28 protein-coding genes are annotated in these 23,895 nt (G+C 53.2%); 12 read left to right on the top strand and 16 right to left on the bottom strand.

Features of this window, described 5'->3' with window-relative positions; genetic code table 11:
• Positions 1–112: 112 nt before the first annotated feature.
• Genes MPQ_RS05865 through MPQ_RS05855 form a run of 3 tightly spaced genes read left to right on the top strand, consistent with a single transcriptional unit; the run spans position 113 to position 2,749 of the window.
• Positions 113–1,738 (top strand): DEAD/DEAH box helicase, encoded by a 1,626-nt coding sequence (locus MPQ_RS05865; RefSeq protein ID WP_013441985.1) that lies wholly within the window; start codon positions 113–115, stop codon positions 1,736–1,738.
• On the top strand, positions 1,735–2,208 hold the full coding sequence (locus MPQ_RS05860) for a YaiI/YqxD family protein (protein ID WP_013441984.1): 474 nt from the start codon (positions 1,735–1,737) through the stop codon (positions 2,206–2,208). Before MPQ_RS05865 ends, MPQ_RS05860 begins: the two co-directional genes overlap by 4 nt.
• 1 nt (position 2,209) lies before the next feature.
• Positions 2,210–2,749 carry a lipocalin family protein gene (locus MPQ_RS05855; RefSeq protein ID WP_013441983.1) on the top strand — a complete coding sequence of 180 codons (540 nt, stop codon included), beginning with the start codon at positions 2,210–2,212 and terminating at the stop codon, positions 2,747–2,749.
• A gap of 73 nt (positions 2,750–2,822) precedes the next feature.
• Here MPQ_RS05855 and MPQ_RS05850 read toward each other — a convergent pair whose 3' ends face one another.
• From MPQ_RS05850 to MPQ_RS05800, 11 genes are all read right to left on the bottom strand, one after another.
• Positions 2,823–3,314: a BON domain-containing protein gene (locus MPQ_RS05850; protein WP_238525363.1), complete on the bottom strand. Its 492-nt coding sequence runs from the start codon at positions 3,312–3,314 to the stop codon at positions 2,823–2,825.
• 205 nt (positions 3,315–3,519) lie between these two features.
• Positions 3,520–3,798 (bottom strand): hypothetical protein, encoded by a 279-nt coding sequence (locus MPQ_RS05845; RefSeq protein ID WP_013441981.1) that lies wholly within the window; start codon positions 3,796–3,798, stop codon positions 3,520–3,522.
• A gap of 196 nt (positions 3,799–3,994) precedes the next feature.
• On the bottom strand, positions 3,995–4,336 hold the full coding sequence (locus MPQ_RS05840; RefSeq protein WP_013441980.1) for a BON domain-containing protein: 342 nt from the start codon (positions 4,334–4,336) through the stop codon (positions 3,995–3,997).
• 140 nt (positions 4,337–4,476) lie between these two features.
• On the bottom strand, positions 4,477–5,856 hold the full coding sequence (locus MPQ_RS05835; RefSeq protein ID WP_049821878.1) for a HAMP domain-containing sensor histidine kinase: 1,380 nt from the start codon (positions 5,854–5,856) through the stop codon (positions 4,477–4,479).
• The gene (locus tag MPQ_RS05830) at positions 5,832–6,497 is read right to left on the bottom strand and encodes a response regulator transcription factor (RefSeq protein ID WP_041362101.1); all 666 of its coding nucleotides are present in this window, start codon (positions 6,495–6,497) and stop codon (positions 5,832–5,834) included. Before MPQ_RS05830 ends, MPQ_RS05835 begins: the two co-directional genes overlap by 25 nt.
• Positions 6,498–6,513: 16 nt before the next feature.
• Positions 6,514–7,266: a transporter gene (locus MPQ_RS05825; RefSeq protein WP_238525362.1), complete on the bottom strand. Its 753-nt coding sequence runs from the start codon at positions 7,264–7,266 to the stop codon at positions 6,514–6,516.
• A gap of 17 nt (positions 7,267–7,283) precedes the next feature.
• Positions 7,284–8,042, bottom strand: coding sequence for a membrane protein (locus MPQ_RS05820; protein WP_041362099.1), 759 nt, complete (start codon positions 8,040–8,042; stop codon positions 7,284–7,286).
• A gap of 217 nt (positions 8,043–8,259) precedes the next feature.
• Positions 8,260–8,511 carry a hypothetical protein gene (locus MPQ_RS05815; protein WP_148225262.1) on the bottom strand — a complete coding sequence of 84 codons (252 nt, stop codon included), beginning with the start codon at positions 8,509–8,511 and terminating at the stop codon, positions 8,260–8,262.
• Positions 8,512–8,529: 18 nt separating this feature from the next.
• Positions 8,530–8,763, bottom strand: a complete 234-nt coding sequence (locus MPQ_RS05810; protein WP_015829884.1) for a BON domain-containing protein — start codon at positions 8,761–8,763, stop codon at positions 8,530–8,532.
• Positions 8,764–8,766: 3 nt separating this feature from the next.
• Positions 8,767–9,282: a BON domain-containing protein gene (locus tag MPQ_RS05805; protein ID WP_013441971.1), complete on the bottom strand. Its 516-nt coding sequence runs from the start codon at positions 9,280–9,282 to the stop codon at positions 8,767–8,769.
• Positions 9,283–9,487: 205 nt separating this feature from the next.
• Positions 9,488–10,891 (bottom strand): CHASE3 domain-containing protein, encoded by a 1,404-nt coding sequence (locus MPQ_RS05800; RefSeq protein WP_238525361.1) that lies wholly within the window; start codon positions 10,889–10,891, stop codon positions 9,488–9,490.
• A gap of 119 nt (positions 10,892–11,010) precedes the next feature.
• On the opposite strand from MPQ_RS05800, the gene MPQ_RS13685 reads away from it, so the two are divergent.
• From MPQ_RS13685 to MPQ_RS05765, 7 genes are all read left to right on the top strand, one after another.
• The gene (locus MPQ_RS13685) at positions 11,011–11,172 is read left to right on the top strand and encodes a DUF1328 domain-containing protein (protein WP_013441969.1); all 162 of its coding nucleotides are present in this window, start codon (positions 11,011–11,013) and stop codon (positions 11,170–11,172) included.
• A gap of 40 nt (positions 11,173–11,212) precedes the next feature.
• A complete protein-coding gene (locus tag MPQ_RS05790) occupies positions 11,213–11,635 on the top strand; it encodes a hypothetical protein (protein ID WP_013441968.1) in 423 nt (140 codons plus the stop codon).
• 50 nt (positions 11,636–11,685) lie between these two features.
• The gene (locus MPQ_RS05785; RefSeq protein WP_013441967.1) at positions 11,686–12,243 is read left to right on the top strand and encodes a bacterioferritin; all 558 of its coding nucleotides are present in this window, start codon (positions 11,686–11,688) and stop codon (positions 12,241–12,243) included.
• Between the two features lie 38 nt (positions 12,244–12,281).
• Positions 12,282–12,914 carry a response regulator transcription factor gene (locus MPQ_RS05780; protein ID WP_013441966.1) on the top strand — a complete coding sequence of 211 codons (633 nt, stop codon included), beginning with the start codon at positions 12,282–12,284 and terminating at the stop codon, positions 12,912–12,914.
• Between the two features lie 175 nt (positions 12,915–13,089).
• Positions 13,090–13,479, top strand: a complete 390-nt coding sequence (locus tag MPQ_RS05775) for a response regulator (protein ID WP_013441964.1) — start codon at positions 13,090–13,092, stop codon at positions 13,477–13,479.
• Between the two features lie 120 nt (positions 13,480–13,599).
• Entirely contained in the window at positions 13,600–13,914 is a 315-nt protein-coding gene (locus MPQ_RS05770; RefSeq protein WP_013441963.1) for a multidrug efflux SMR transporter, read from the top strand.
• Between the two features lie 56 nt (positions 13,915–13,970).
• On the top strand, positions 13,971–14,465 hold the full coding sequence (locus tag MPQ_RS05765; protein WP_193373543.1) for a hypothetical protein: 495 nt from the start codon (positions 13,971–13,973) through the stop codon (positions 14,463–14,465).
• 10 nt (positions 14,466–14,475) lie between these two features.
• Here MPQ_RS05765 and MPQ_RS05760 read toward each other — a convergent pair whose 3' ends face one another.
• Both MPQ_RS05760 and MPQ_RS05755 read right to left on the bottom strand, forming a co-directional pair.
• Positions 14,476–15,342 carry a TraB/GumN family protein gene (locus MPQ_RS05760; protein WP_013441961.1) on the bottom strand — a complete coding sequence of 289 codons (867 nt, stop codon included), beginning with the start codon at positions 15,340–15,342 and terminating at the stop codon, positions 14,476–14,478.
• A gap of 144 nt (positions 15,343–15,486) precedes the next feature.
• Positions 15,487–17,661: a YgiQ family radical SAM protein gene (locus tag MPQ_RS05755; protein ID WP_013441960.1), complete on the bottom strand. Its 2,175-nt coding sequence runs from the start codon at positions 17,659–17,661 to the stop codon at positions 15,487–15,489.
• Between the two features lie 120 nt (positions 17,662–17,781).
• Here MPQ_RS05755 and MPQ_RS05750 point away from each other — a divergent pair, with 120 nt between their 5' ends.
• Positions 17,782–19,035 (top strand): OmpP1/FadL family transporter, encoded by a 1,254-nt coding sequence (locus tag MPQ_RS05750; protein ID WP_041362096.1) that lies wholly within the window; start codon positions 17,782–17,784, stop codon positions 19,033–19,035.
• A gap of 119 nt (positions 19,036–19,154) precedes the next feature.
• On the opposite strand, the gene MPQ_RS05745 is transcribed toward MPQ_RS05750, so the two are convergent.
• A complete protein-coding gene (locus tag MPQ_RS05745; protein ID WP_013441958.1) occupies positions 19,155–20,060 on the bottom strand; it encodes an alpha/beta fold hydrolase in 906 nt (301 codons plus the stop codon).
• Positions 20,061–20,263: 203 nt separating this feature from the next.
• On the opposite strand from MPQ_RS05745, the gene MPQ_RS05740 reads away from it, so the two are divergent.
• A complete protein-coding gene (locus MPQ_RS05740) occupies positions 20,264–20,872 on the top strand; it encodes a TetR/AcrR family transcriptional regulator (RefSeq protein ID WP_013441957.1) in 609 nt (202 codons plus the stop codon).
• Between the two features lie 78 nt (positions 20,873–20,950).
• Here the strand turns inward: MPQ_RS05740 and MPQ_RS05735 are convergent, their stop codons facing one another.
• Both MPQ_RS05735 and MPQ_RS05730 read right to left on the bottom strand, forming a co-directional pair.
• Positions 20,951–22,096: a hypothetical protein gene (locus MPQ_RS05735; protein ID WP_013441956.1), complete on the bottom strand. Its 1,146-nt coding sequence runs from the start codon at positions 22,094–22,096 to the stop codon at positions 20,951–20,953.
• Positions 22,097–22,182: 86 nt separating this feature from the next.
• Entirely contained in the window at positions 22,183–23,793 is a 1,611-nt protein-coding gene (locus MPQ_RS05730; RefSeq protein WP_049821876.1) for a diguanylate cyclase, read from the bottom strand.
• Positions 23,794–23,895: the final 102 nt, after the last annotated feature.

Genomic DNA, 23,895 nt, shown 5'->3' with positions numbered 1-23,895 from the left:
TAATGCAGGTTCCTGCGCTTCACCAATGACCGCAGCGTCCCTCACACCACCCCATCTCGTTGCCTGAATTGGTATGCTCACAAAGCAATAGGCAGCTGCAGGAGTTTTAATCTTGTCTACCGTAGTTGAAAACGCCGCTGGCTTTGCCCAGCTCGGCCTTGCCGAACCCATTTTGCGTGCGATTGCCGATGCTGGCTACACCACGCCCACCCCCATTCAATTGCAGGCCATCCCCCAGGTATTAACCGGGGGAGACCTGCTGGCTGGCGCCCAGACCGGCACCGGCAAAACCGCCGGTTTCACCCTGCCGCTGCTGCATCTGCTGCAAGGCCGTCCCGGCAAAAATAAGGCCGGACAGCCACGCTGCCTGATCCTGACACCCACACGCGAGCTGGCTGCCCAGGTAGAAGAATCCGTACAAACCTATGGCAAATACCTGCCGCTGAAATCCATGGTGATGTTTGGTGGCGTGGGAATCAACCCACAGGTCGCCCAACTGAAAAAGCCACTGGATATTCTGGTGGCAACCCCTGGCCGCTTGCTGGATCACGCCAACCAGAAAACCGTGGACCTGTCGGCCGTGGAAATCCTGGTGCTGGACGAAGCTGACCGCATGCTGGACATGGGCTTTATCCGCGACATCAAGCGCGTGCTGGCCCTGTTGCCAAAGCAGCGGCAGAACCTGCTGTTCTCGGCCACCTTCTCCGATGAAATCAAGGCGCTGGCCGATGGCCTGCTGCATAACCCGGGCTTTGTGGAAGTGGCGCGCCGCAATACCGCGTCTGAACTGGTGGAGCAAACCGTGCATCTGGTGCGCCAGAGCCACAAGCGCGACATGGTCAGCCACCTGATCAAGCAGAACAACTGGCAGCAGGTGCTGATTTTCACCCGCACCAAGCATGGCGCCAACCGCCTGGCCGACAAGCTGGTCAAAGATGGCATCCCCGCCGCTGCCATTCACGGCAACAAGAGCCAGTCCGCCCGTACCAAGGCACTGGCGCAATTCAAGGATGGCAGCCTGCCGGTGCTGGTCGCGACTGACATTGCAGCGCGCGGGCTGGATATTGACCAGCTGCCGCAAGTGGTCAACTTTGAGCTGCCGAATGTGGCAGAAGATTATGTGCATCGTATCGGCCGGACCGGTCGTGCAGGCGCTACGGGCGCTGCCGTATCGCTGGTCGATGAAGAAGAAATCAAGCTGCTGAAAGGCATTGAGCGCCTGATCAAACGCGAAATTCCACGTGTGGAAGTCGAAGGCTTTGTACCATCGCCGGTAGACAAATCGGCCGCCAGCGAAGAGCGCGAGCCACGCGCTCCGCGCCCTCGTCAAGGCCAACCGCGTCAGGGCCAGCCGCGCCAGAATCAAGCACGCCAAAGCCAACCGCGTGATTCGCAAGCTTCACCATCGCAACCGCGCCAGCCAAGAGAAAATGCAGCCCGTCCCGGTGGTCAGCCACGCCAGGGCAAACCAGCTGCGGCCAATGCGAATGGCGCACGCAACGGCGCCCAGCCGCAAGGCCAACGCCGCCCGCAGTCTGGCAAGGCTGGCGGCGCCAATGGCGCCCCGCAAGGCAACCGCAAAGCGCAGGCAACTGCTGATGCAGGCAAGCCATTATCTGAAGCAGCGCGTCATCAGGCCCTGCCGCAGACACCGATATTTGCCCCCAAGCCCGGCCCACGCCACATGCCCAAGGGTCCACGTAACGGCAGTGGCGGCGGAGGTGGCCGCGGCAGATGAAGATATGGGTAGACGCCGACGCCTGCCCGGTCGCCATCAAGGAAATACTCTACCGCGCAGCGGAACGCTGCCGCCTGCCCACAGTGTTTGTTGCCAACAAGCTGCTGCGTCTGCCGCCCTCCCCCTATCTGCAGGCCATGCAGGTGCCGGGCGGGTTTGATGTGGCGGACAATGAAATTGTAGAAAAGCTGGAAGCGGGCGATCTGGTCATCACGGCCGATATTCCGCTGGCCGCCGCCGTGATCGCGAAGGATGGGCATGCGCTCAACCCACGCGGTGAAATGTATGACAAAGCCAATATCCACGAGCGGCTCAGCATGCGCAATCTCATGGAAACCCTGCGTAGCAGCGGCGTGGAACTCTCGGGCCCTGCCACACTCAACCAGCAGGACAGGCAAGCCTTTGCCGCATCGCTGGATCGTTTTCTGGCGCGCCTGCCGCGCTCTGGAACTTCACCTGAGGAATCATGACATGCTTCATAGACTGTTTGTAATTGCCCTTCTCAGCCTGCTGACCGCGTGTATGGGCGTGCCACCTGGCGCCGAACCTGTTACCAAGGTAGACGCCCAGCGCTATCTGGGAAAATGGTATGAAATCGCCCGCCTCGACCACAGCTTTGAGCGTGGCCTGGAGCAGGTATCTGCCAACTACTCTCCGCGTGAAGATGGCGGCATCAAGGTGATCAACCGTGGCTATGACCCGGAAAAGGCCAAATGGCAGGAAGCCGAAGGCAAAGCCTATTTCCTGAAACCAGCGGATGCCGATGGGCGCTACCCCGGCATGTTGAAAGTGTCTTTTTTCGGGCCGTTTTACGGGGCTTATAACATTCTGGTGCTGGATCCTGACTATCAGTATGTATTGGTCAGCGGGCCGGATACGTCTTATCTCTGGATACTGTCGCGCACGCCGCAACTCCCGCAAAAAACGCTGGAGCCCCTGCTGGCAAAGGCCAAAAGCCTGGGCTTTGCCACCGACAAGCTGATCTACCCGCGTCAGCCGGAGAAGCCTTAAGTAGCGCACAACTACACAAGCAATAAAAAAGCCGGAGCATGCCCCGGCTTTTTTTACGCATTGCATTTGAAAGCTAGCGTTTTACGATCAGGCTATTCTTCACGGATATCACACCTGTGGTTTCCTTCGCCAGGCGCTCGGCCGTGCTGACTTGTGCCTGCGCATCCACAAAACCGCTGAGTAGCACCACGCCACGATGGGTTTCCACACTGATCTGCAATCCCTTGAATCCCTCTTCTTTCAGGATCGCCGCCTTGATACTGGCAGTAATCACGCTGTCATCCGCAATACGTTCCACCTCTTTGTTTTGCTCGGCAGATTTGTAATCCATGTATTCCTGCTGATCCAGCGTGCCGCTTTTGTTGAGGTCGGCCTTGGCAAAGTGCGTGGTATTGAACAGGGAATCCTTGCCCGCTTCTTTTACGCTGAGCACGCCATCCTTGTTCACATCCAGCTTTTTGAAGGCCTCAATCTGGGGATTTTCCGTGATATCGTCGGGTCTGGCCATGGCAGGCAAACTGGCGGCCATGCCTGTGAGCGCCACCGCCATGAGAAGATGTTTCATAAACGCTGTGTTCATACAAACTCCCTTCCATTGCTGATGAATATGCATTCAGTCTACAAGTGCCGCGCGAGCTCAGCCGTCGGCAAGTGGCACTTTTTGGTGTCGGCTTCAACCTACAACAGTTTTGTTAACGCCATGCATGTTTGATGCCAGCCCATAAAAAAAGCGCCCCTTGGGCGCTTTTTGCAATTCAACATCAGACCTGTCAGGCAGTGACTTTTCTCACGCGCGTAAACGCATTGTTTTCAGCCTTGGGCTTGAGGTTGAGAATCTCCTTGTCCGGGCTCGCTTGATGCAGGTAGCTGCGATCAAAGTTATCCTGTCTGATGGTATTGGCCTGGTTATGCGGTGTGATGGCCGATTGCTTGATCTCGGGAGCAAACAAGGACACGCTGCCCACGACGGCAAAAAGAATCAGACTGGATGCGGCAAGGTTCACTAGCCAGTGGTATTGGCCCTGATGAAAATTCTGATGTTGGTTCATGATGCGTCTCCCTGAAATCATGTGGTGAATATGGCTTGCCGGGCTCTCGCTTTAGTAACCATTGTTAAGTTGCGATTGTTGGCCCGTGCAAGTGATAAACCAGTAATGGCATTGTAGGAGTTGGTTCCCTTGCTGTCCGTCCGCCGAGTTCCTGAATTAGCGTAGGAAAACACCTACAACACTCTACTAATGGTTGTTAGTGGTAATTGCAGACCAGCCCGTTGTATACGGCCTTGACGCCCGGCACGGTCACCGCATGGCGATAAGCGCAGGCGATCTGGTCGTAGCTGCCGAGCTGGCCTTTCAATACGACGATGCAGCGCTTGGATTCCACCTCAATATCAAAACCCTTGAAATACGGATCGGCAGACAAGCGTTGCAAGACCGTGTTGCGAATCTGCTCATCCTGCGTCAATACGACAGGAGGCTCCAGCTCACGGGCTTTGGCAATGTTGTCCGGCATGCGGGCTGGGGGCGAGAGGGTGAAGCTATCAGCAATGTAATCTGACATCGTGAATTCGGCGGACAAGTCATCCATGATTAGCTCTCTTTCTGTTCAAACTTGAGGAAGGACGCCGCTCTTGCCGCGGGAGCCTTCGCAGAGGGTTAACAAAGTAAGGGCATGATAATCAAGGCTTATGCAAGCAGCAGTCGGCAGCATGCTGATTGTCGTGTCAGTCAGTTCCGACGCGCATATGGGATAGTCTCACGAGTATGTTGCTGATGGTCATATTCAATGACCCTGCCAATGGAAACCTTAACTTTCAAACCAGTCTTGAAACGATCGGCAGGCTTCAAACTAATGGCGGCTCCCATTTGATTGCAGATGGCACTCACAATGGCCAGTCCCAGCCCAGAGCCTTGGGCATCCTGTGCATTGCCACGATAGAATGCCTCAAACACCCGAGGGACTTCCTCTTCCGCTATGCCGGGACCATCGTCTTCAACTTCCAAAACGATTTGTGAATCCATGACCATCGCCGACAGGTATACCCTGCCGTTCGTCGGTATATAGCGAATTGCGTTATCCAATATATTGGTTAGCAGACATATAAGTTGAGCCTCGTTCGCCCTGACGGCAATATCTTCATTCAGCAGCACCTCTACCTTGATATTTTTTTCTTCTGCCATGGGCATGACATTTTCCAGCACATAGGCAAAGATTTTTTGCAGCGGCACCATGGCGGGGGTAGTCAAAGGTGTTTGTGCCCTGGCATATGAAAGCAACTGCTCCAGGAGTTTTTTACTTCGCGATATGCCTTGTCTAAGCGTCGACAAGCGTTCCTTTGCCAGCTCACTCATGTCGGTATGTGCCAGTCGCTCTGATTGAAGTAATAGCGCTGTCATAGGCGTACGAAGTTCATGGGCAGCATCGGCGATGAACCGCTTCTGGGCCGCCAGCAGTGAGGCACCTCTTTCGAGTTGTTGATTAATAGCCATCACAAAAGGCCGTATTTCGTTGGGCAATGTATCCACAGGGAAAGGCGATAAATCATGCGCCTCTCTCAATGCCACGCTTTTGGAGACGGCAATCACCGGAGCGAATGCTTTTCTGATAAGAAAGTAAGTCGATATGAGCAGGAGGATCAATAAGATAACAAGAGGGGAAACGGTAGCCAGCACGCCGCTCCTCACGGCATCGTCACGTAGGGCAGTAGGCTGGGCTATCGCTATTTGACGGGCGTCCGGTAGCCGGTAAACCAGCACGCGATAGCGGTGGCTCTGCAACTCCAGTGTATGAAACCCATCTTTCAAATGCGCAGGCAGCGTTAGATACGCATGGTCCGCATTGACTTGAGAGGCGCCTGCGCCCAACTCTTGAATAATGATCAATGATTTTTTATTGGGGTGCGATACTGACAAGGGCTGGATTTGATCATGCTCAACCATCAGGGCGATTTGTTTAAGCGTGCCATCTTGAATCTCTTTAGACTCTGTCAGCGCTGTTCGATAGGAAACCAGCATCGCTAACGCAGCCACAACCCCTATGATGATAAAGAGACCGAAAGACAAGCGAAACTGAATGGAGTTGTTTATATGTTTTTTGAAATCATCCATCCCACACCCCGGATATTTTTGATGGTGGCATTGCCCAGCTTTTTCCTTAATGAATGAATCAAAAACTCAATGGCGTTGCTCTCCACCTCTTCGCCCCATCCATAAACCCGGGTTTCCAGCTCGCTACGCGACAATATGGCTCCCGGGCGAATCAATAAGGTTTCCAGCAAGGTGTATTCACGTTTGGTTAATGTATGACAAATGCCGGATGCCATCGCCACTTCTCGTGTTATCGGGTTGAGCGTGAGCCAGCCATTGCTGAGCAATGGCATGCCATCCCCTGCATGCCTGCGAATGACAGCACGCATTCTCGCCATGAGCTCCGCTAACTCGAATGGCTTAACAAGGTAATCATCCGCTCCTATGTCCAGCCCCTGAATCCTGTCTTCCAGAGCATCGCGCGCTGTTATAACCATCACTGGAACAGGATTACGCATTGTTCGCAATGTGGTCAGTATAGAAATTCCATCCATACCGGGCAGTCCAATATCGAGAAGGAGAAGATCATACTTTTCATGCGCCAGTGCAGGCATGGCATGGTTCCCGTCTCTTACCCAGTCCACAGCATACCCAGCATCACGCAGCCCTGCCTGCAAGGACTCGCCAATCATGACGTCATCCTCAATGAGTAACACCCGCATATATCCCCTGTGACTGCTAATAAATAACTTGTAATGCTATATAGGTAGAAAGCTTGTAGTTTTCAGAGAGATTATTTAACGCCTTCCCTGCAGAAAACAGAATGGCATAGTCTGGGCTCAGGTTATAAATACCACCCAGATTAAACCCAGCTACATGCTTGCCCTCTTGCTCAGTGGCAGACTCGTTAAACATCTCTCCCCCGAGCCTGAGAGAATGACTGACGTTATAAAGAACCGTTGCGCCTGTAAACCAGGAGTTTTTGCTATTGGCATATTGATTTATCCGATAGCCCCCCCCGCCATAAAGGGTCCAGTTCTCTGTGTTCAGCTGCCCCCACAGAGGCAAAAACCATTGCGTACGACCTCTTGCATCACCTAAGTGGCGATTGCCGGTAGGCAATTGCAGGAGCGGATATATCCCAAGCATAAACTCTTTGCCATCCACGGTCTGATGGAAAAATCGATATTTAACACCTACTTCCGTGTTATCAATCCCGTATTCATGCTGATGGCCATCGCGCTCATAAGAGTATCGCGGTTGGGCATGCAGTTGAATATCTGAAGTAAAGCCATAGTTGATATCAATCGCCGGCATGGCGACCGATGCCGCATGAGGCTCCCAGGATTTACTCACCGCGTAATTCACCTCCCACCCATGCTCTGCAACCGGTTCAGGGTCATCCGTCACAAATGGGGGTCCCGCCAGTACCTGTGGTGATAAAAAAAGAAGGCATGCCACGGTAATCAAGTGTGTGCGTGTGATCATCATCGTTTTTTGCTCTATGTCTAGTGTGATTTTTTCGCAGCACGCGAGGGAAACATCCAAATTAAAATCAGGATAAGAGAGAGCAAGACGGCGCTGGCGCTATATCGACTTAACTCCAAGCCGCCATGGGAAATTGGTTTATCCAGATAGTCTCCCAGCACAGCGCCCAAAGGACGGGTCAGCACGAATGCGGTCCAGAAAAGAATTGTTTTGGAGAGATTTGTCCAAAAGTGCGCCAGGATAACCACCATCAGTAATCCACCAAACACCAATGCAGCCCCCAGATAGCCAAGTGCGAGCGTATCCGCAGACCAGTCACCAAGCGCAGTGCCAAGGGTTTGGGAAAACATGATCGTGACCCAATAAAATATTTCTGCGCCTGGCGTTTTGATATCTTCTATCGCGATACTCCCCATAACGCGATGCCATGATAAGAGCGAGACGATCAGCAAGATAAAAAGCACGCTTGAGCCTCCGGCATAACCGATGCCCAGTGAGCGATCAGCGAAATCGGCTAGCGTAGTGCCCAGGGTGGTAGTTGCAATGATGGTGCCCCAATAAAGCGTGGGACGAAATCTTCTCGCCTTCACCTGGGCGAAAACAATCATCAGAAACAGCACGCCGAAGACAATCGAACTGACCAGGTACCCCAAGCCCAGGGACATGGATAATGCGTCTCCACCCGTCTCGCCCAATGTCGTCGCAATAATTTTGATTACCCAAAATACCAATGTCACTTCAGGCACTTTGGATATTGCCTGTTTGAATGATGAATTCAATTTTTACTCCCACGTTTAGTGTTATTCGGTCACGACATGGCACATCTTACGTGGGGAAGCTTAGGACAAACTTAGGGTGGATTACATGAAAGTCGTTGGAAGGTCATTCCGAACGTGGCATAAGGCAAAAATGGCAAGTACTGCAGAGTGCAGACACTTGAATTCATAAGGGGATGGCGACGGGATCTTCTATGCTATTGCAAAGATGACAGGACTATCAAATGAGAATAACGCCGGTGTTAGGTGGCAATTCCGACTTGGTATCAGGCGAGGCATGCTCAGACGGTAACTCGACAGCATGGTTGGGTTCACGCGGCGGAGTCTCGGCATTCAGGTGAGGTTGTTTGATAAACCATCCCACCATGATGATGCTGGAACTGAAGGCAAAAATGATGACACTGAGGGCGGCCATGTTGATGAGCCGCTCGTGTTTTCTCACCTGTTTCATGTCGAATCGTATGCTATTCATGATGCATGGCAATGCGCGTCACGCATGACGGAGTTGGCAACCGTTTTGTACCGAGCGCACGCCCGCCACCCCACGTGCGATTGCCATCGCCTCGGCAATATCACCATAGGAAGCAATCTTGCCGCTCAGGTACACCACACCATGGCGTGTTGCCACGCCTATGGTGAGGCCGAGCAAACCCGCCTCTCGTAGCAGGCTGGTTTTTACGCGTAATGTCGTCATCATATCGCCCAGCATGCTAGAGAGGTTCATGATTTAGCCCTTTACAATCAGACTGTTGTGTACGGATTTAACACCTTCGGTACCGGCAGCAATTTCCTTGGCGCGGTCAATCTGGGCTTTGTTTTCAACAAAACCGCTTAATTGCACGACGCCATTGTGTGTTTCCACGGAAATTTCCAGACCCTTGAAACCTTCATCCTTCAGGATGTTGGCTTTGATCTTGCTGGTGATCACGCTGTCGTTGATAACGCGCTTGGCATTCTTCTGCTGGTCTTTCGACTTGTATTCAGAGTATTCCTTTTGATCCAGCGTTCCATCGCCATCAACATCGGCTGCCTTGAAGTGTTTTTTGGTGAACAGCTTGTCCTTGGAGGCTTCTGCCGGTGTCAGCAGGTCATTGCTGTTGGTATCCAGGTTGCGAAACTCGGTGGCCAGAGGGGTCTGGTCTATGGTGTCTGCGGTGCCAAAGGCAAATGCAGCGGTACTACCAAAACCTACACCAGCGATCAGCGCCAGTGTTGCGATATGGGATGTGCGGATTTTTTTCATGATTTCTCCTTGTTCTTGTCCGGCATCGAAACGAGCCGGAGACAAATTTGCCAGCAGGAGCTCTACTGGCATTGGAGGCATGCTACGGGATGCGCGACCTGACAAACAGTCAGCGCTATTCTGTAATTGATGTCAGATGAAGACTACAGCTGGGAATGCCCGATTGGCGGGCCTGTAGGTGATTCGACGCAAATGGACAGGCCGATCAGGCCTGATTGATATCAAGAGGGATCAAGGCGCGGGTCAGCATGCCATGACCGGGGGAAGATTGGATTTCCAGATTGCCACCAATCGCCATCACGCGGTGCCGCATGCCGGATAATCCATGGGTGGTGCCGCCACTGACGCTAAGATCCGCACCGACGCCATTATCTTCAATTTCCAGCTTGACGAAGGACAATTCCGCCATCAGGTGAATGGAGACTTTGGTCGCCTTGGCGTATTTGCTGGCGTTGTTCAGGGTTTCCTGCACCACGCGGTAGACAATCAGGCCTATGGTGTCGCCAAACTTGACACTCTCATCCGGCAACACCAGGTTGAGCTCCCATTGGTTGCGCTCGGCCATATCGGAAATCAGCGAGCGCAACGCTGCCCAGAATCCAAATGTTGCCAGCATGGAGGGGTGCAGGTCTTGCACCACCTGGCGCTTGAACTGAATGCCCTGATCAATGTAGCGCATGGTTTTGGCAAGCTTGTCTGCCACATCCGGGAATGTATCGCGAGTTTTGCGCGTCACCCAGGAAATATCCATCTTGGTCGCGGTCAGAATTGAGCCCAGCTCATCGTGCAACTCACGGGCGAGTTTCTCGCGCTCGCGTTCCACGTCCGACTGATAGCCCAGGGCAAGGGTCCGCAGCAACTGGGTACGCGAATTCAGCTGGCTTTCATAGGTATGGACTTCCTCTTCCAGGCGCTGGCGCAACTTGTCGCGCATGGACATTTCACTCAGCAACTGCCGGATCACCAGTATCACCAACACCAGCAGAACCAGCGAGGTGCCGACGATCGCGATACGGGTATACAGCACACTGCTGCGACGCTTGACCACCAGCTTGTTAAGCGCATCATTCTGCTGGTTCAGCAGCGTGGTGATATAGCCATTCAGCTTGAGCATCTCCTCAGCCCCCTGGTCGAGGTCCACAACGCTATTGGCTTCCTGTGTGCGATTGGCATTCGCCAGCGCCATGGTCAACTTCATCTCTGCTGCTTTTGCTTCCAGCGTGCCGCTCACCGTCATCAGCCAGTCTTTTTCATTATTGACGGGCATGCGACGGCTGTCTTCGGTCACCAGTCCACGCAGCTTGCGTATATCGAGCCGCGCAGCTGCCATTGCCTCGTTAAAAGTGGTGGCGTACTTGTCCTTTTTGGTCAGCAGATAGCCGCGCTGGGCGCTTTCGGCTTCGGTGGCGCGGTAGCGCAAATCCGACAAGGTGGAAATATTGTTGCGGATGACAAAGATATCCTCCGCCAACCGGCTGATCGAGACGATCCAGCCATCGGCAATCACCACGGCCAGCAAGGTCAGTGTCATGGCGGCGATCAGGGTAGCCACCACGCGGCCACCCAGCTTTTCAATCACACGTTCCGTCTGGGTCCAGATTTTTTTCATTAAGGTCATATTCGAATTTGTCAGCGCTCTCTTACAAGCGTTTCAGAGTATCCCCTCTCATGGGGAAACGCCCAAGCCATTAAGCTGGAGGCACTATTTAGCCAAGCAAGGAAAACGCAATGCTCAACTATTCTATCGTGTTTTTGGTCATCGCCTTGATTGCAGCCCTCTTCGGGTTCAGTGGAATCGCTGCAGGGGCTGCCGAAATTGCAAAAATCCTCTTCTACATCTTTCTTGTGATCTTTGTTATTTCATTATTAACAGGATTTTTCTCAAAGTAATCAATTATTTCAATTAATTTTTTAAAAGAAGGTAACGATTATGTTCAGCACATCCAAAACACAAGATATCCAACAAAAACTCGAAACAACTGCAGAAGATGTCAAAGATAATGTCACCGACATTGCCGAAGAAGCAAAAGTTGCCACGGCGAAACTGAAAGACAAGCTGCAGGATAAATCCAATGCATCCAAGGATGAAATTCTGGCTTTACTGGAAAGTGTAAAAGACTTGCTGGAATCCAAGGATCCTGGCGAAAAACTGGAAACGCTGAAAGATCAGCTATCTACCAAGCTCAGTGACTGGAGCAGCACCTTGCGCGGCGAAGTCCAGCAAGCTATTAAAACCGGCGAAACACGCTCCAGGCAGATCGTGCGCAAGCGTACCCTGTTGAGCCTGTCTGTGGTCTTTGGTACGGGTGCCGCCCTTGGCTATCTGCTGGGCAGCCAGCATTCCGAAGACTGAAGCCTATACCGCCAGCCCACATTGCCAGCTAACAGACAAGGAAAGAGATCATGGACGAAGTGACGAATCTGCAAACCGCCGATCAGTTATTCAAACTGGATATGGCCACCATACGCAAGAATGCACGCCAAAGCGTGGAAGATGGCGCAGCGACCGCCGGTTATGAAGCCAACCGCGAAGAGGTCATCCGCCACCTGAATGCGGCACTCGCCACCGAACTGGTGTGCAGCTTGCGTTACAAGCGCCATTACTTTACCGCCAAGGGCCTGAATTCCGAAGGCATCGCCAAGGAATTCAATGTCCATGCGCAAGAAGAACTGCAACATGCCGACCAGATTGCCGCCCGTATCGTGCAGCTCGGTGGCGAGCCTGATTTTTCGCCCGATGGTCTGGCAGGCCGCAGTCATGCAGACTACGTACCCTGCCTCGATTTACGCGAGATGATCAAGGAGAACCTGGTGGCCGAGCGTATCGCTATCGACACCTATCACGAACTCATCCATTATATTGGCGACAAAGACCCGACAACACGCCGCTTGCTGGAAAGCATTCTGGCGACCGAGGAAGAGCACGCCGATGAGTTATCGGATTGGCTGGCCCGCTCCTGATCGTATTAACTTACCCTTAAGAGCAGACATAAAAAATCATGAAAAAAATATTATTGGTGGACGATCACAGCATTGTGCGGCAAGGCCTGCGCAATCTGATCGAACTGGAGTCGGATCTGGAGGTAACAGGTGAAGCTGCCTCCGGCATCGAAGCGATCAAGCTGGTGCGTAGCAATACCTACGACGTGGTGGTGATGGATATCTCCATGCCGGATAAAAATGGGGTGGATACCTTGCACGACCTGAAGCATGTCAATGCTGACCTGCCCGTGTTGATACTGAGTGGCTATGCAGAAGAACAGTATGCACTCAACCTCATGCGGAACGGTTGCAAGGGCTATTTATCAAAAGATGCAGAGCCTGAGGAAATCATCTCGGCGATTCGGGCGATTGCCAATGGCAAACGCTATATTTCATCCGAACTGGCTGAGCTGATGACCAATGAGCTGAGTCATCCGACGGAAAAGCAGTTACACGAGACCTTGTCAGATCGCGAGTTCCAGGTCTTTTTCAAACTTGCAGGCGGCCTGAGTGCCACCGAAATTGCAGACGAGCTCTGCATCAGCGTGAAAACCGTCAGCACGTACCGGACGCGGATTCTGGAGAAGATGAGCTTGAAAACCAATGCAGATTTGACGTATTACGCCATCAAGAACGGCCTGATTACATGAACTGGAATCACGATCACATCGATATTTTGTCAGCGTTTGTAGGACAAGCGCGGATAGGAGCGATATGGATATTTCATTATCATGCCACGAGTTTAACCATGGAAAACAATCCTTCCAGCAGTATGGATTAACAATGTCTGTAACCAATGCACAACTTTCTACACAGCAGCCCTATATGAGAGTCTTGCTCATTGAAGACTCGGCCTTGTTGCGAGAAACCATTATGGAGACCTTGTCATCATGTGATGGCCTGGTGTTTGATGGGGTCGCCGCCACCCAGTCCGAAGCCTTTAAAATCCTGCGAGACCGCCCATTCGACTTTTTACTGGTCGATATTGAGCTGGCTGAAGGCAATGGGTTTGAGGTGATACGCATGACCCAGCGCGAAGATTTCCCTTACCCGCGTCCCAAGTACATGATCCTGACCAATCATGCCCATCCGCATTACCGTCAGGAAGCCCAAACCTTGGGCGTAGACTATTTCTTCGACAAATCGATGGACTTCGACAAAGCCATCGACACGCTGGAAGCCGAAGTCAAGAAATTCGTTCCTGAAAACGATTAACCCTGGCGATCCATCGCCGGGCGCTTTGCCTCTCGTTATATAATCCATGTTTTCCATCCGCCACTCGGGGACGACCCTGAGCTGCATTTTTTATTCGGGACGACCCGGCAAAGGGGTCATATGTCCTGGATACTACTCATACTTGCGGGGCTGTTTGAAATCGGCTTCACTACCTGCCTCAAGCTCTCTGATACGTTCACCAAGCCCTGGCCGACGCTAGGCTTTATCGTCTGCGCCGGAATCAGCTTCTGGCTGCTGATGCAGGCCACGCGCGACATTCCGCTGGGAACCGCCTATGCGGTATGGACGGGGATAGGTGTGCTGGGCACTGTCATCATAGGCATTGTTGTGTTCAACGACCCGCTGAGCCCCCTGCGCCTGTTGTTTCTAGTATTATTGATTGGCGCGATCGTCGGCCTCAAGGCAGTCTCCTGAGCCACCATGCCGCGCTGATGGATGCCTGATCAACCTTTCGCTATCGATAGAACATCATGTCACTCGAAACCTGGGAATTACTAAGCTACGTTGTTACCGTGTTCGGCTTGCCGCTGGCGATCTTTTCCTTTGTGCTGGAGCAGCGCAAGGAACGCGAAAACGAAGAGGAAGAGGTGTACCAGGAGCTGTCCGACGCCTATACCGATTTTCTCAAGCTGGTGATGGCGAACCCGGACCTCAAGCTGCGCTCACAGAGTGCCAGCCAGGAGCTGAGCGAGGAGCAGCGCGAACGCAAGCTGGTGCTGTTTGAAATCCTGGTATCGCTGTTTGAACGTGCCTACCTGCTGGCATATGAAGAGAAGATGGTCGGCAAGCAATTGCGGCGCTGGCGCTCGTGGGATGACTACATGCGCGAGTGGTGCCGGCGCGATGACTTCCGTAACACCCTGCCCCGCCTGCTGCATGGCGAAGACCCGGATTTTGCCGCGTATATCCGCAACCTTGCCCTGCAGGAAACCACGCGCCTGCCTGAAACCACGGTTTCTAATTAAGGGGCATTCCCTACTTGAGGCGTTTCAGCTTGTAACCGGCCTGTTGCAGTTGGGCCAGCAAACCACGCTTGCCCGCCAGATGAGCCGCACCAACGGCGACAAACACCGACTTTTCACGCGCTTCGGCATCAATGCGCGGCGCCATGAGATCATTTCTATCATCCAGCAATTTGACCCGCAGCTTGGCCCACAGCGCCGGAGGTAGCAGATTGCCGGTCATGCGTGTATCAATATCGGCAATCCTCGCAGGATCGCCTTTCAGATAGGCTTTCACCAGCATCTCGTAATCCCGCTCCTTGTCCCGCTGACTGCGCTTTAATACCGCTCGCAACATGCCCAGCTGCTCTTGCTGGCTCAGACCATCCAGCAGGCCGAAGTGCTCTTCCGAGGTTTCCAGGCCTTTGACATCACGCCCCAGGTCACGGGCTTTGGCATAGAGCTGAATGTCCTGGGTATAGGGCCCCTGCGGCCGCGGCAGATCAAACACCACCGCCAGCAGCCATGGTTTCATCTGCATGGCCATACTGCCTATGGCATGCACTTCCGCCAGCGCTCTCACCTGCTCCAGCTCGCTGGCAGTCAACAGCTCCTGCAACTGTTGGTCGGGATTGAGATAAACACCTTGATCCTTGGGCGGCAGGGTTTCCATCATGAAGACATCCACCTCGCCCAGCGCCGTTAACACGGCAGGGGCAAAATCATTCACTCGGGCATCATCGGTATGCACGGTGCCAAACAGATAGCTCACCTTGCCGCCTGGTGCCTGCAGTTGCCACAGCAAGGGGCGATCAGCCGCCTGGGCTGAAACGCCAGCCAGCAGGCTTAGCCCGAGCAGCCATCTGGCAGTGAGGGAAATGGAGTACGATGTGAGCGACATAATGAAACACCTGAACCAGAGGTAAACAGGTGTCCATTCTCGCATTGATATGGCGTGGGGAGCAGCCTGCATTGCTTTGGGCATTTGCAGGGCAGCGCAAGACACGCACAGTGATTCAGGCGCAGGCCTGAATCACCGGGGGCATCAGCGCGTGGTCTGCTTTTGTTTGAACGGCGTTTGCTTGAACGGGGTTTTCTTGACCGGGGTTTTCTTGGCAACCAGGGCACGGCCATTCATCTCGGGGCGGCGCGACTTGTTGACCGCAGGCACGATAGGCTGGAACGCAGGCACCAGGTGCTTCTTGCCATTGCCTATCAGGTCTCCCCGGCCCATTTTCTTCAAGGCTTCACGCAGCATCGGCCAGTTGTTGGGGTCGTGGTAGCGGATAAACGCCTTGTGCAGGCGCCGCACGCCACCGGCCTTGGGGATAGGCACGGCTTCACTGTCCGCCGTGACCTTGCGCAGCGGATTTTTGCCGGAGTGATACATGGCGGTGGCCATCGCCATCGGCGTGGGGGTGAAAGTCTGCACCTGATCCAGCTTGAAGTCATACTTCTTGAGCCACAGGGCCAGGTTCAGCATGTCTTCATCCGTGGTACCAGGATGGGCGGCAATGAAATACGGGATCAGGTATTGCTGTTTGCCCGCTTCCTTGGAGAAGCGCTCAAACATTTCCTTGAATTTGTCATAGGCGCCCATGCCGGGCTTCATCATCTTGGACAGCACGTTTTCTTCGCTGTGCTCGGGTGCAATCTTGAGGTAGCCGCCCACGTGATGCTGCACCAGTTCCTTGACGTATTCCGGGGATGTCACTGCCAGATCGTAGCGCAGGCCGGAGCCGACGAGGATTTTCTTCACACCCTTGATATTGCGAGCCTTGCGGTAAAGCTGAATCAGCGCCGAGTGATCCGTATTGAGGTTTTCGCATATGCCGGGATACACGCAGGATAGCTTGCGGCAGGATTGCTCGATTTTTTCGCTCTTGCAGGCCATGCGGTACATATTGGCAGTGGGGCCACCCAGATCGGAAATAATGCCGGTAAAGCCTTCGACCTTGTCGCGGATTTCCACAATCTCGTTGAGGATGGATTCCTCAGAGCGGCTTTGAATGATACGGCCTTCATGCTCGGTGATCGAACAGAAGGTACAGCCGCCAAAGCAGCCACGCATGATGTTGACGGAGAAACGGATCATCTCCCAGGCCGGGATGCGGGCATCCTGATACACCGGGTGCGGCTTGCGCGCGTAGGGCAAGTCGTAAACGTAATCCATTTCTTTGGTCGTCAGCGGAATCGGCGGCGGATTGAGCCAGACTTCACGGTCACCATGGCGCTGCACCAGCGCACGGGCATTGCCGGGGTTGGCTTCCAGATGCAGCACGCGCGAAGCATGGGCATACAAAACCGGGTCCTTGATCACCTCTTCATAGGCGGGCAAACGCACCACCTGCTTGCTGCGGTCAGCCTTGGGTTTGCGCACGATCTGGATGGCACTTACGCCTTCCGGCAGGGCAGGCTTGGCATCAATTTTGTCGTCGGTTTCGCAACTGGAACCCGCGCCCATTTTCATTTCATACGGGTCCACATGCACGTCGACCTTGCCGGGGCGATCCAGATTGGTGGATGCAATTTCATCCCAGCCTTCGGGGATACGCTTGCGCAGGAAAGCCGTGCCGCGGATATCGGTGATATCCGCAATCTTGTCGCCCCGCGCAATGCGGTGGCTCAGCTCAACCAGCGCACGTTCGGCATTGCCGTAAAGCAGGATATCGGCCTTGGAATCCACCAGGATGGAGCGTCGCACTTTGTCCGACCAGTAATCGTAATGCGCAATACGGCGCAGGCTGGCTTCAATACTGCCAATCACCAGCGGCACATCGGCATAGGCCTCGCGGCAGCGCTGCGAATAGACTAGCACGGCGCGGTCCGGACGCTTGCCGGCCTCGGCATTGGGCGTATACGCGTCATCTGAACGTATCTTGCGATCCGCCGTGTAGCGGTTGACCATGGAGTCCATATTGCCCGCAGTCACGCCGAAATACAGGTTGGGCTTGCCTAAAGTTTTGAAGGCATCGGCCGATAACCAGTCAGGTTGGGCGATAATGCCCACCCGGAAGCCTTGGGCTTCCAGCAGACGTCCTACCAATGCCATACCGAAACTCGGGTGATCAATGTAGGCATCGCCCGTCACCAGAATAATGTCGCAACTATCCCAGCCGCGGGCGTCCATTTCAGCGCGGGTCATGGGGAGTACAGGGGCAGTACCGAAGCGTTTTGCCCAGTACGGGCGATAACTATTGATTAAGCGTGGTGTTTCCATAGTTGACTATTTTACTCTGGAAACAAAAAATCGTCGCGACTGTATAACTATAGGCCCTTGTTTTCGGCCAAACTATCAATTACACGAACACCGGGAAAACCGGGAACAACGGGAAGACAAATGGGAGCATCTCAATTTGCAGGGGGTCGCATAGCGGCCATGGTCATTCTGGCGACATGCAGTCTGCCAGCCTATGCCACCAATGGATTCAACCTGATTGGCTTTGGCGCTGAATCCACCTTGATGGGGGGAGCCGATGTTGCCGTGGCACGCGATCCTTCCGCACTCAACACCAACCCGGCAGGCCTCGCCCAGATTCAAGGGCGCATGTTCAACGGCTTTGCCTCGCTGCTGCGCACCACCGATTTGCGGCATGAAGACCAATTGGGCAATGATGAACACGCCTCCAATCGATACACGGGCCTGGGCGGCGGCGGCTATGCGCAGTCGCTGGACAGCCTGCCCTGTACCGCAGGCGTGGGTATGTTTGCCCAGGGTGGCGCCGGCGGTGTGTTCAAGAACATCACCACGCCCGCAGGCAATGAAGACAAATTTTCTGCATTGTTTGGCATCGCGAAGTTTACGGGCGGCATTGGCTGCCAGGTGACGGATGATCTGGCGCTGGGCGGCAGCTTTGGTCTGGTGTATGCGAGCCTGGAGCAAAACCTCTATGGCAATAGTACTAATGGCATCAAGCTCGAAGACGTTAGCGCCATCCGTCCTACCTTCAAGCTGGGTGTGCAATACAAACTCACACCACGCGTTGTGCTGGCAGCCTCCTACACCGGAAAAACCGAATTGCCGATGACAGATGGTGAATTCCGGGTGAATACCCAGGCGCTAGGCGTCGTCACTTATCACGATGCCAGTTTCAAAGGCTTTGCTTTGCCGCGCGAAATTGCGGTCGGTGCGGCCTTTAGGCCCAATGATGACTGGCTGCTCTCGGTCAAGCTGAACTGGATCGAATGGTCAGATGCCCTGACAACCAGTACGCTGCGTGCCACCAATCCCGATAACCCAGCGGCCCCCGACTTGACCCAAACCAATACGCTGGACTGGAAAAATCAGTGGGTGATTGCCACGGGTGCTGCATATACACTGAATGACCGTACCACGCTTTATGCCGGTTATAACTATGGGCGCAATCCCATTCCTCGTAACAACAGCACACCTTTCATCGCCGGCATTCTGGAGCACCATTACACCGTGGGTGCTGCTTACAAATGGAATGAAGAATGGACAGTCACCGGAGGCGTGGAATACGACGCCCGCATTCGCGTCAAATACAACAATCCGGATCTGTCTTACTTTGGCGACTCAGCCATCAGTAATGAAGCGGTATTTTTCCACTTCATGCTTACGCGCAAGTGGTAACAAAAAAACAAGTCTGAGCGCGGTTGGCATGCACTGGCGCGTGCAGATTAAAACCAGAAGATGCCTTTTGCGAAAGTGATAAAACCGGCCACCTTGCGAAGAAGGTGGCCGGTTTAATTTTAGTGACTCAGAAAGAAATCAGCAGTGTTTACAAATGCATCGTGGTATTGAAAGATTGAACCATGGTTTGAATCAGGGTATAGCACCAGCTGAGCATTCTTAATCTCTTTAAACAAGGTAATGGAACCCTCCGTAGGCAGCATGGTGTCATTACTGCCTGTCACCACCAAGACCTGTTGCTGAATGGCTTTCAGTGTTTTGAATTCAGGGTCGGGGGTGCTAGTCCACACAATTAACGCTTTGCCATGTGCATCTGCAATCTCCTTGCCGCTCTCTGGGTCACGCCCTGCTTGTCTGGCATAAACTCTCGCTAAAAATGCAGCCGCCGCCTGTTTGCCTGCATCGCTTTGCGAGAAGAACAGATAGTCACGAGGGTCCTGCACGTTTTCTCTTGAAAAAGCCTCGCCCAACACCTTCATCAAATTATTCCCGCCGCCTTGATAGGTAGTCCCGGCAAGGATTACCTTACGCACCAGTTCTGGATGCTGTGCGGCGAGTTCTTGCGCAATAAATCCGCCCAGTGAAAAACCCAACAAGTCCACCTGCTTATAGCCCAGTGCCTGAATAAACGCATAAGCATCCGTCGTCATTTGCGTAATGTTATCGGCCACAACGCCGTTGGTTGAGCCTACCCCTCTGTTATTGAATACCACCACTGGCCGGTTTTTTGCCAGGGCATTCACGACCGCTGGGTCCCAGGCATCCATGTTGCCAGTAAAGTGCTGAAGGAATATCAGGGGGGTGCCTGCTTTGGGCCCCAGTGTTCGGTATGAGAACTTGACGCCGTTGGCATCCACAAACTTTGTAGTCGCTGTTTCCAGTTTATCGTCTGCAAAAGCCGTACCCGATGGAATGATGGAGATGGCAGCAGAAAAGAGTAAAACTGTTTTTAGTAATTTGTTCATGAATAGGGCTCCTGTTTAGCTTAAGTGATAAATGAAGATTTCTTATGTACGATGTTTAGCTGATATAGCGATTGTTTCCACTTCAGCCAGTTAAATTTCATATTTAAATACCAACTAGTATATAAATACTAATGAGCAACATTTGCCATGTCAACAGTTTTTTGTAACAATTGGTATATATTAATTTCATTGCTCTTGAGAAAATGACTGAACAGGAAAAAAAATTACGTGGTCGTCCCAAACTCTTTAATAACGACCAGGCCTTGAAAAAGGCGTTGGAAGTTTTCTGGAAACGGGGATACGAAGGCGCATCCATGGCAGAATTAACTGCTGAACTTGGCATCAATAAACCCAGTTTGTATGCTGCATTTGGCAACAAGGAAGAATTGTTCAGGCAAGCGCTGGACAAATATGTATCAGGGCCCGCGGCATTTATTGGCGCAGTTGTAAAGGAACCGACGGCACGCATGGTCGCCGAGAGATTTTTATTCGACACCGTGGGATTTCTGGCAAATGACCAGCACCCCAAGGGATGCATGATTGTCCAGGGAGCATTGTCTTGCGGACAAGGTGCAGACATTATCAAAGAGCAGCTGATACGATACAGGCAGCATTATGAAACCTTGCTCAGTGAACGATTCAAGCAAGCGCAACAGGCAGGCGATCTATCTCCGGAGCTGGACCCTGCTGCTTTGGCGAAATATTTAGCGACCCTGCATCAAGGAATGTCAGTCCAGGCGATTAATGGCGCGACACAGGAGGAGTTAACAAACATGGTGAATGTGGCCCTATTGAATTGGCCAAGCAAGTAATTCAGAAAAAATGCATAAGCATCGTTAGCGCACAAAAAAAGGCTCCCGCGGGAGCCCTTTTCACATTTAGCAATAGTGCTAGTTTTTGGTATTGGGTGTCAATTCAATATCGGTATCAAAGCCAAACAACTGCCCTGCCCAGATAAACACTACCCACACCAGTACGCCGAACGGCAGATAGCCAAAGTAGCCCAGCAAAGGCATTTCGGCAAAAATATGGATGACATTAACGTAGGGAATCTCATAAATCCAGTAATTCGGATTGGTCTGCAATTCCGGCATGGGATGCGCACTACCGTAATTCCAGATTTCCCAGAAAAAGCCATTGAACAGCGATGCTAGCGCCACCAGCAGCAGTGGGTTCCAGTTGCCTTGCGCCAGCGCAGTGAATGGACTGCTTACCTGCTTGCGTATCAGCTGGCCGCTCAAGATCACCAGCGGGCCTATCCACACTACCCAGAACAAGGGGTAAGGCAGAAATACCATGGCGAAAATCGAGATATAGCCTGCCAGCATCATCAGGTTGCCTGGCAAGGGCAGCTTGGGACCATTGCTGTAGCGGTTTGCCAGCTTGGGGCAAGTCTTGAGCAGGGTATACCACTCAAAAATGGCGGGCCACACGGTGGTGTAGGCAATCAGGAACAGCGCAACGATCATCGCATGGCTGAGTTCGGGCATGGTGCCGTTGGGGTAATACCAGTTGGCCAGCACGAAATAATCGTAATACTCGAAGAACAGCCAGCCGAACACCGATACCAAAGCGCTGATCGCCAGGGTTTTGGGTTTGGAGGACAGCAGCGATACTCCGTTATTGCGACTGTATACCAGCCCATCCAGTGCGAGGATAAACCCCCACCAGAGAGGGGAAAACGCATAGTAGGCCCATGGGATTACCCTGCCCCACATCAAGCCCAGGAACACGACGGTAAAGACCAGGCCAATCCAGAACCAGACCGGCAATGCTGCTTTGGGCACGGGCGGCGGCGGCGCCACAGGCTTGAACCCGAACCATTGTGGGAACAGCAGAAACGCCAGAAATGCCAACTCAACAGCCAGTACAAGCAGAAACACGAGCAGATTGAAGCCGGGATCCGGCTGGACGTATTGCGGTGGAAACACACCGAAGCCGGGCGGCAGGTGATCAGGATAGGCGAACCACGCCGCGACTAACGGCAAGGCCAGGCACAGCAGGATAGGCCAGATAAAACTCCACTTCTTGGACATTGCGAACTTCCCCCTTGGGTTGATGAAACAACATTTTTTATTTGTCTTGTTTGTTGGCAGCACTGGCGGCCGCGCGCAACCCGCGGTCAGGACGACAGGCTGCGCTTCTTGCGCTGGCGCTTGTGCTCATACATGCGGGTATCCGCCAGATGCTTGAGCACATTCCTGTCTGCACTCTCGCTCACCATGGCGATACCGTAACTGATACCGGAAAAATCAAAGCCCTGGGCATGCACGCTCTGCATGGCTGCATGCAGCTTGGTCTCGATAGAGGTCAGATCGCCGCTGGGAAAGGTAATGGCAAATTCATCACCGCCTATGCGGTGCAGGGCGCCGTATTTCATCAGCTCACTGCGCATGGCGGAAGCAAAGGCGCACAGTAATTCGTCACCACGCTTATGCCCAAAGTTGTCGTTGTAAAACTTGAGGCCATCCATATCCACAAACACCAGAAGACCGCTCTGCGGCAGATGTTCCAGCTCCTTGTCCAGCGCATAGCGGTTGGGCAGGCCGGTCAAGGCGTCGGTGTAGGCAATCTGCAGGTTATGCTCAGACTGGTTGAGGGCGTACTCTTTTTCGTAGTGCAACTGGGCAAACTGCCGTGCCAGCACCAACGCCAGCAAGATCATTTCCACCGTCACGGCGAGCAAGCCGATATGCTCGATGTAAATGGTGTAAACGCCTTCCAGCCCGGAGTTGGTAATGGCGTAGGAGCCGATCGCGAAAAAAGCCACAATCGCCACCAGGTACATGCGCGCGGTGCGGTTGCCGCGGTATGAGCAGACGATACCTGCCAGCAGGCCATACGACATGATGACGCCGACCCCGTAGCGATCCATCTCCATGGACCAGTTGGGGAACAGCAAGGCGACCAGCAGGAATATCCCCAGCAGCCCCAATGACCAGCGCCGCAGGGCATGCAGCTTGCGGTAAATATGGCGCTTGATGCCGAGCAGGCTGGAGACAAACAGAACATAGGCAAAATTGGAAAACAGGATGGGAATACTGACCAGATAGAACCAGTGCACCCCAAACAGATCAGGGGCGACCAGCATGGCCATGCTGTTGTAGACCAGATTGCCGGCAATAAACAGCGCATACATGGTGTCGGTGCGCTGGCCGCGCACATAGCCCAGCACCGAGTAATACACCATCAGAATCAGCATGGCCCCAATGCAAATGAGCACAATCGCATTGCCCGGCTTGATGGCCTGACGATAATCATCCAGCGTATCGATATAGGGCTGCGGCTGGGCCAGGTAAAAGGAAGAATAAAGCTCGCTGATGATGCGGTAATGCCCGGCGGGCAGTTTGATTTCGCGCCCATGGCGCAGCATGAAAGGATTATCCGTCGCCGAGGAAATACCGCCAGTCAGCTTGAGAACCAGATCGCCGTTGTCATCAAACACATAATGGGTAAACCGCTCGATGACACTGGAATTCTTGAAATCAACCACATAGGTGGTATTGCCATCCAGATGGATATCCGACTGGTGCAGGAAGACGCCGCCGGTTTTTTGGGGATGCGGAACCTTGGGCAGGCCGGTTTCCGACATATCGTATTGCAACTGGTAATCCCAGACTTCCGCCGCCTTGTACCACTCCCCCTTCAGCTCTACGGGAGTTGCCGATGCCGGCATTGCCAGCACGAATAGCCAGATGCATAAGCAGAGGTTTAACACCATGCGAAACGTCATATTTGTTTTATGCAATTTTTTTAAGCCTGACAAACCTTGAATCAAAGCTGAAACTCCCCCTCAGCTCCCTGAACCTAAGGGGCATTAGACCACATCATAATA

Source organism: Methylovorus sp. MP688 (assembly GCF_000183115.1).
In the GTDB taxonomy this organism is placed as follows: Bacteria; Pseudomonadota; Gammaproteobacteria; order Burkholderiales; family Methylophilaceae; genus Methylovorus; species Methylovorus glucosotrophus.
The sequence above is the reverse complement of the archived record's forward strand: the minus strand, read 5'-3'. Positions and strand labels throughout refer to the sequence as shown.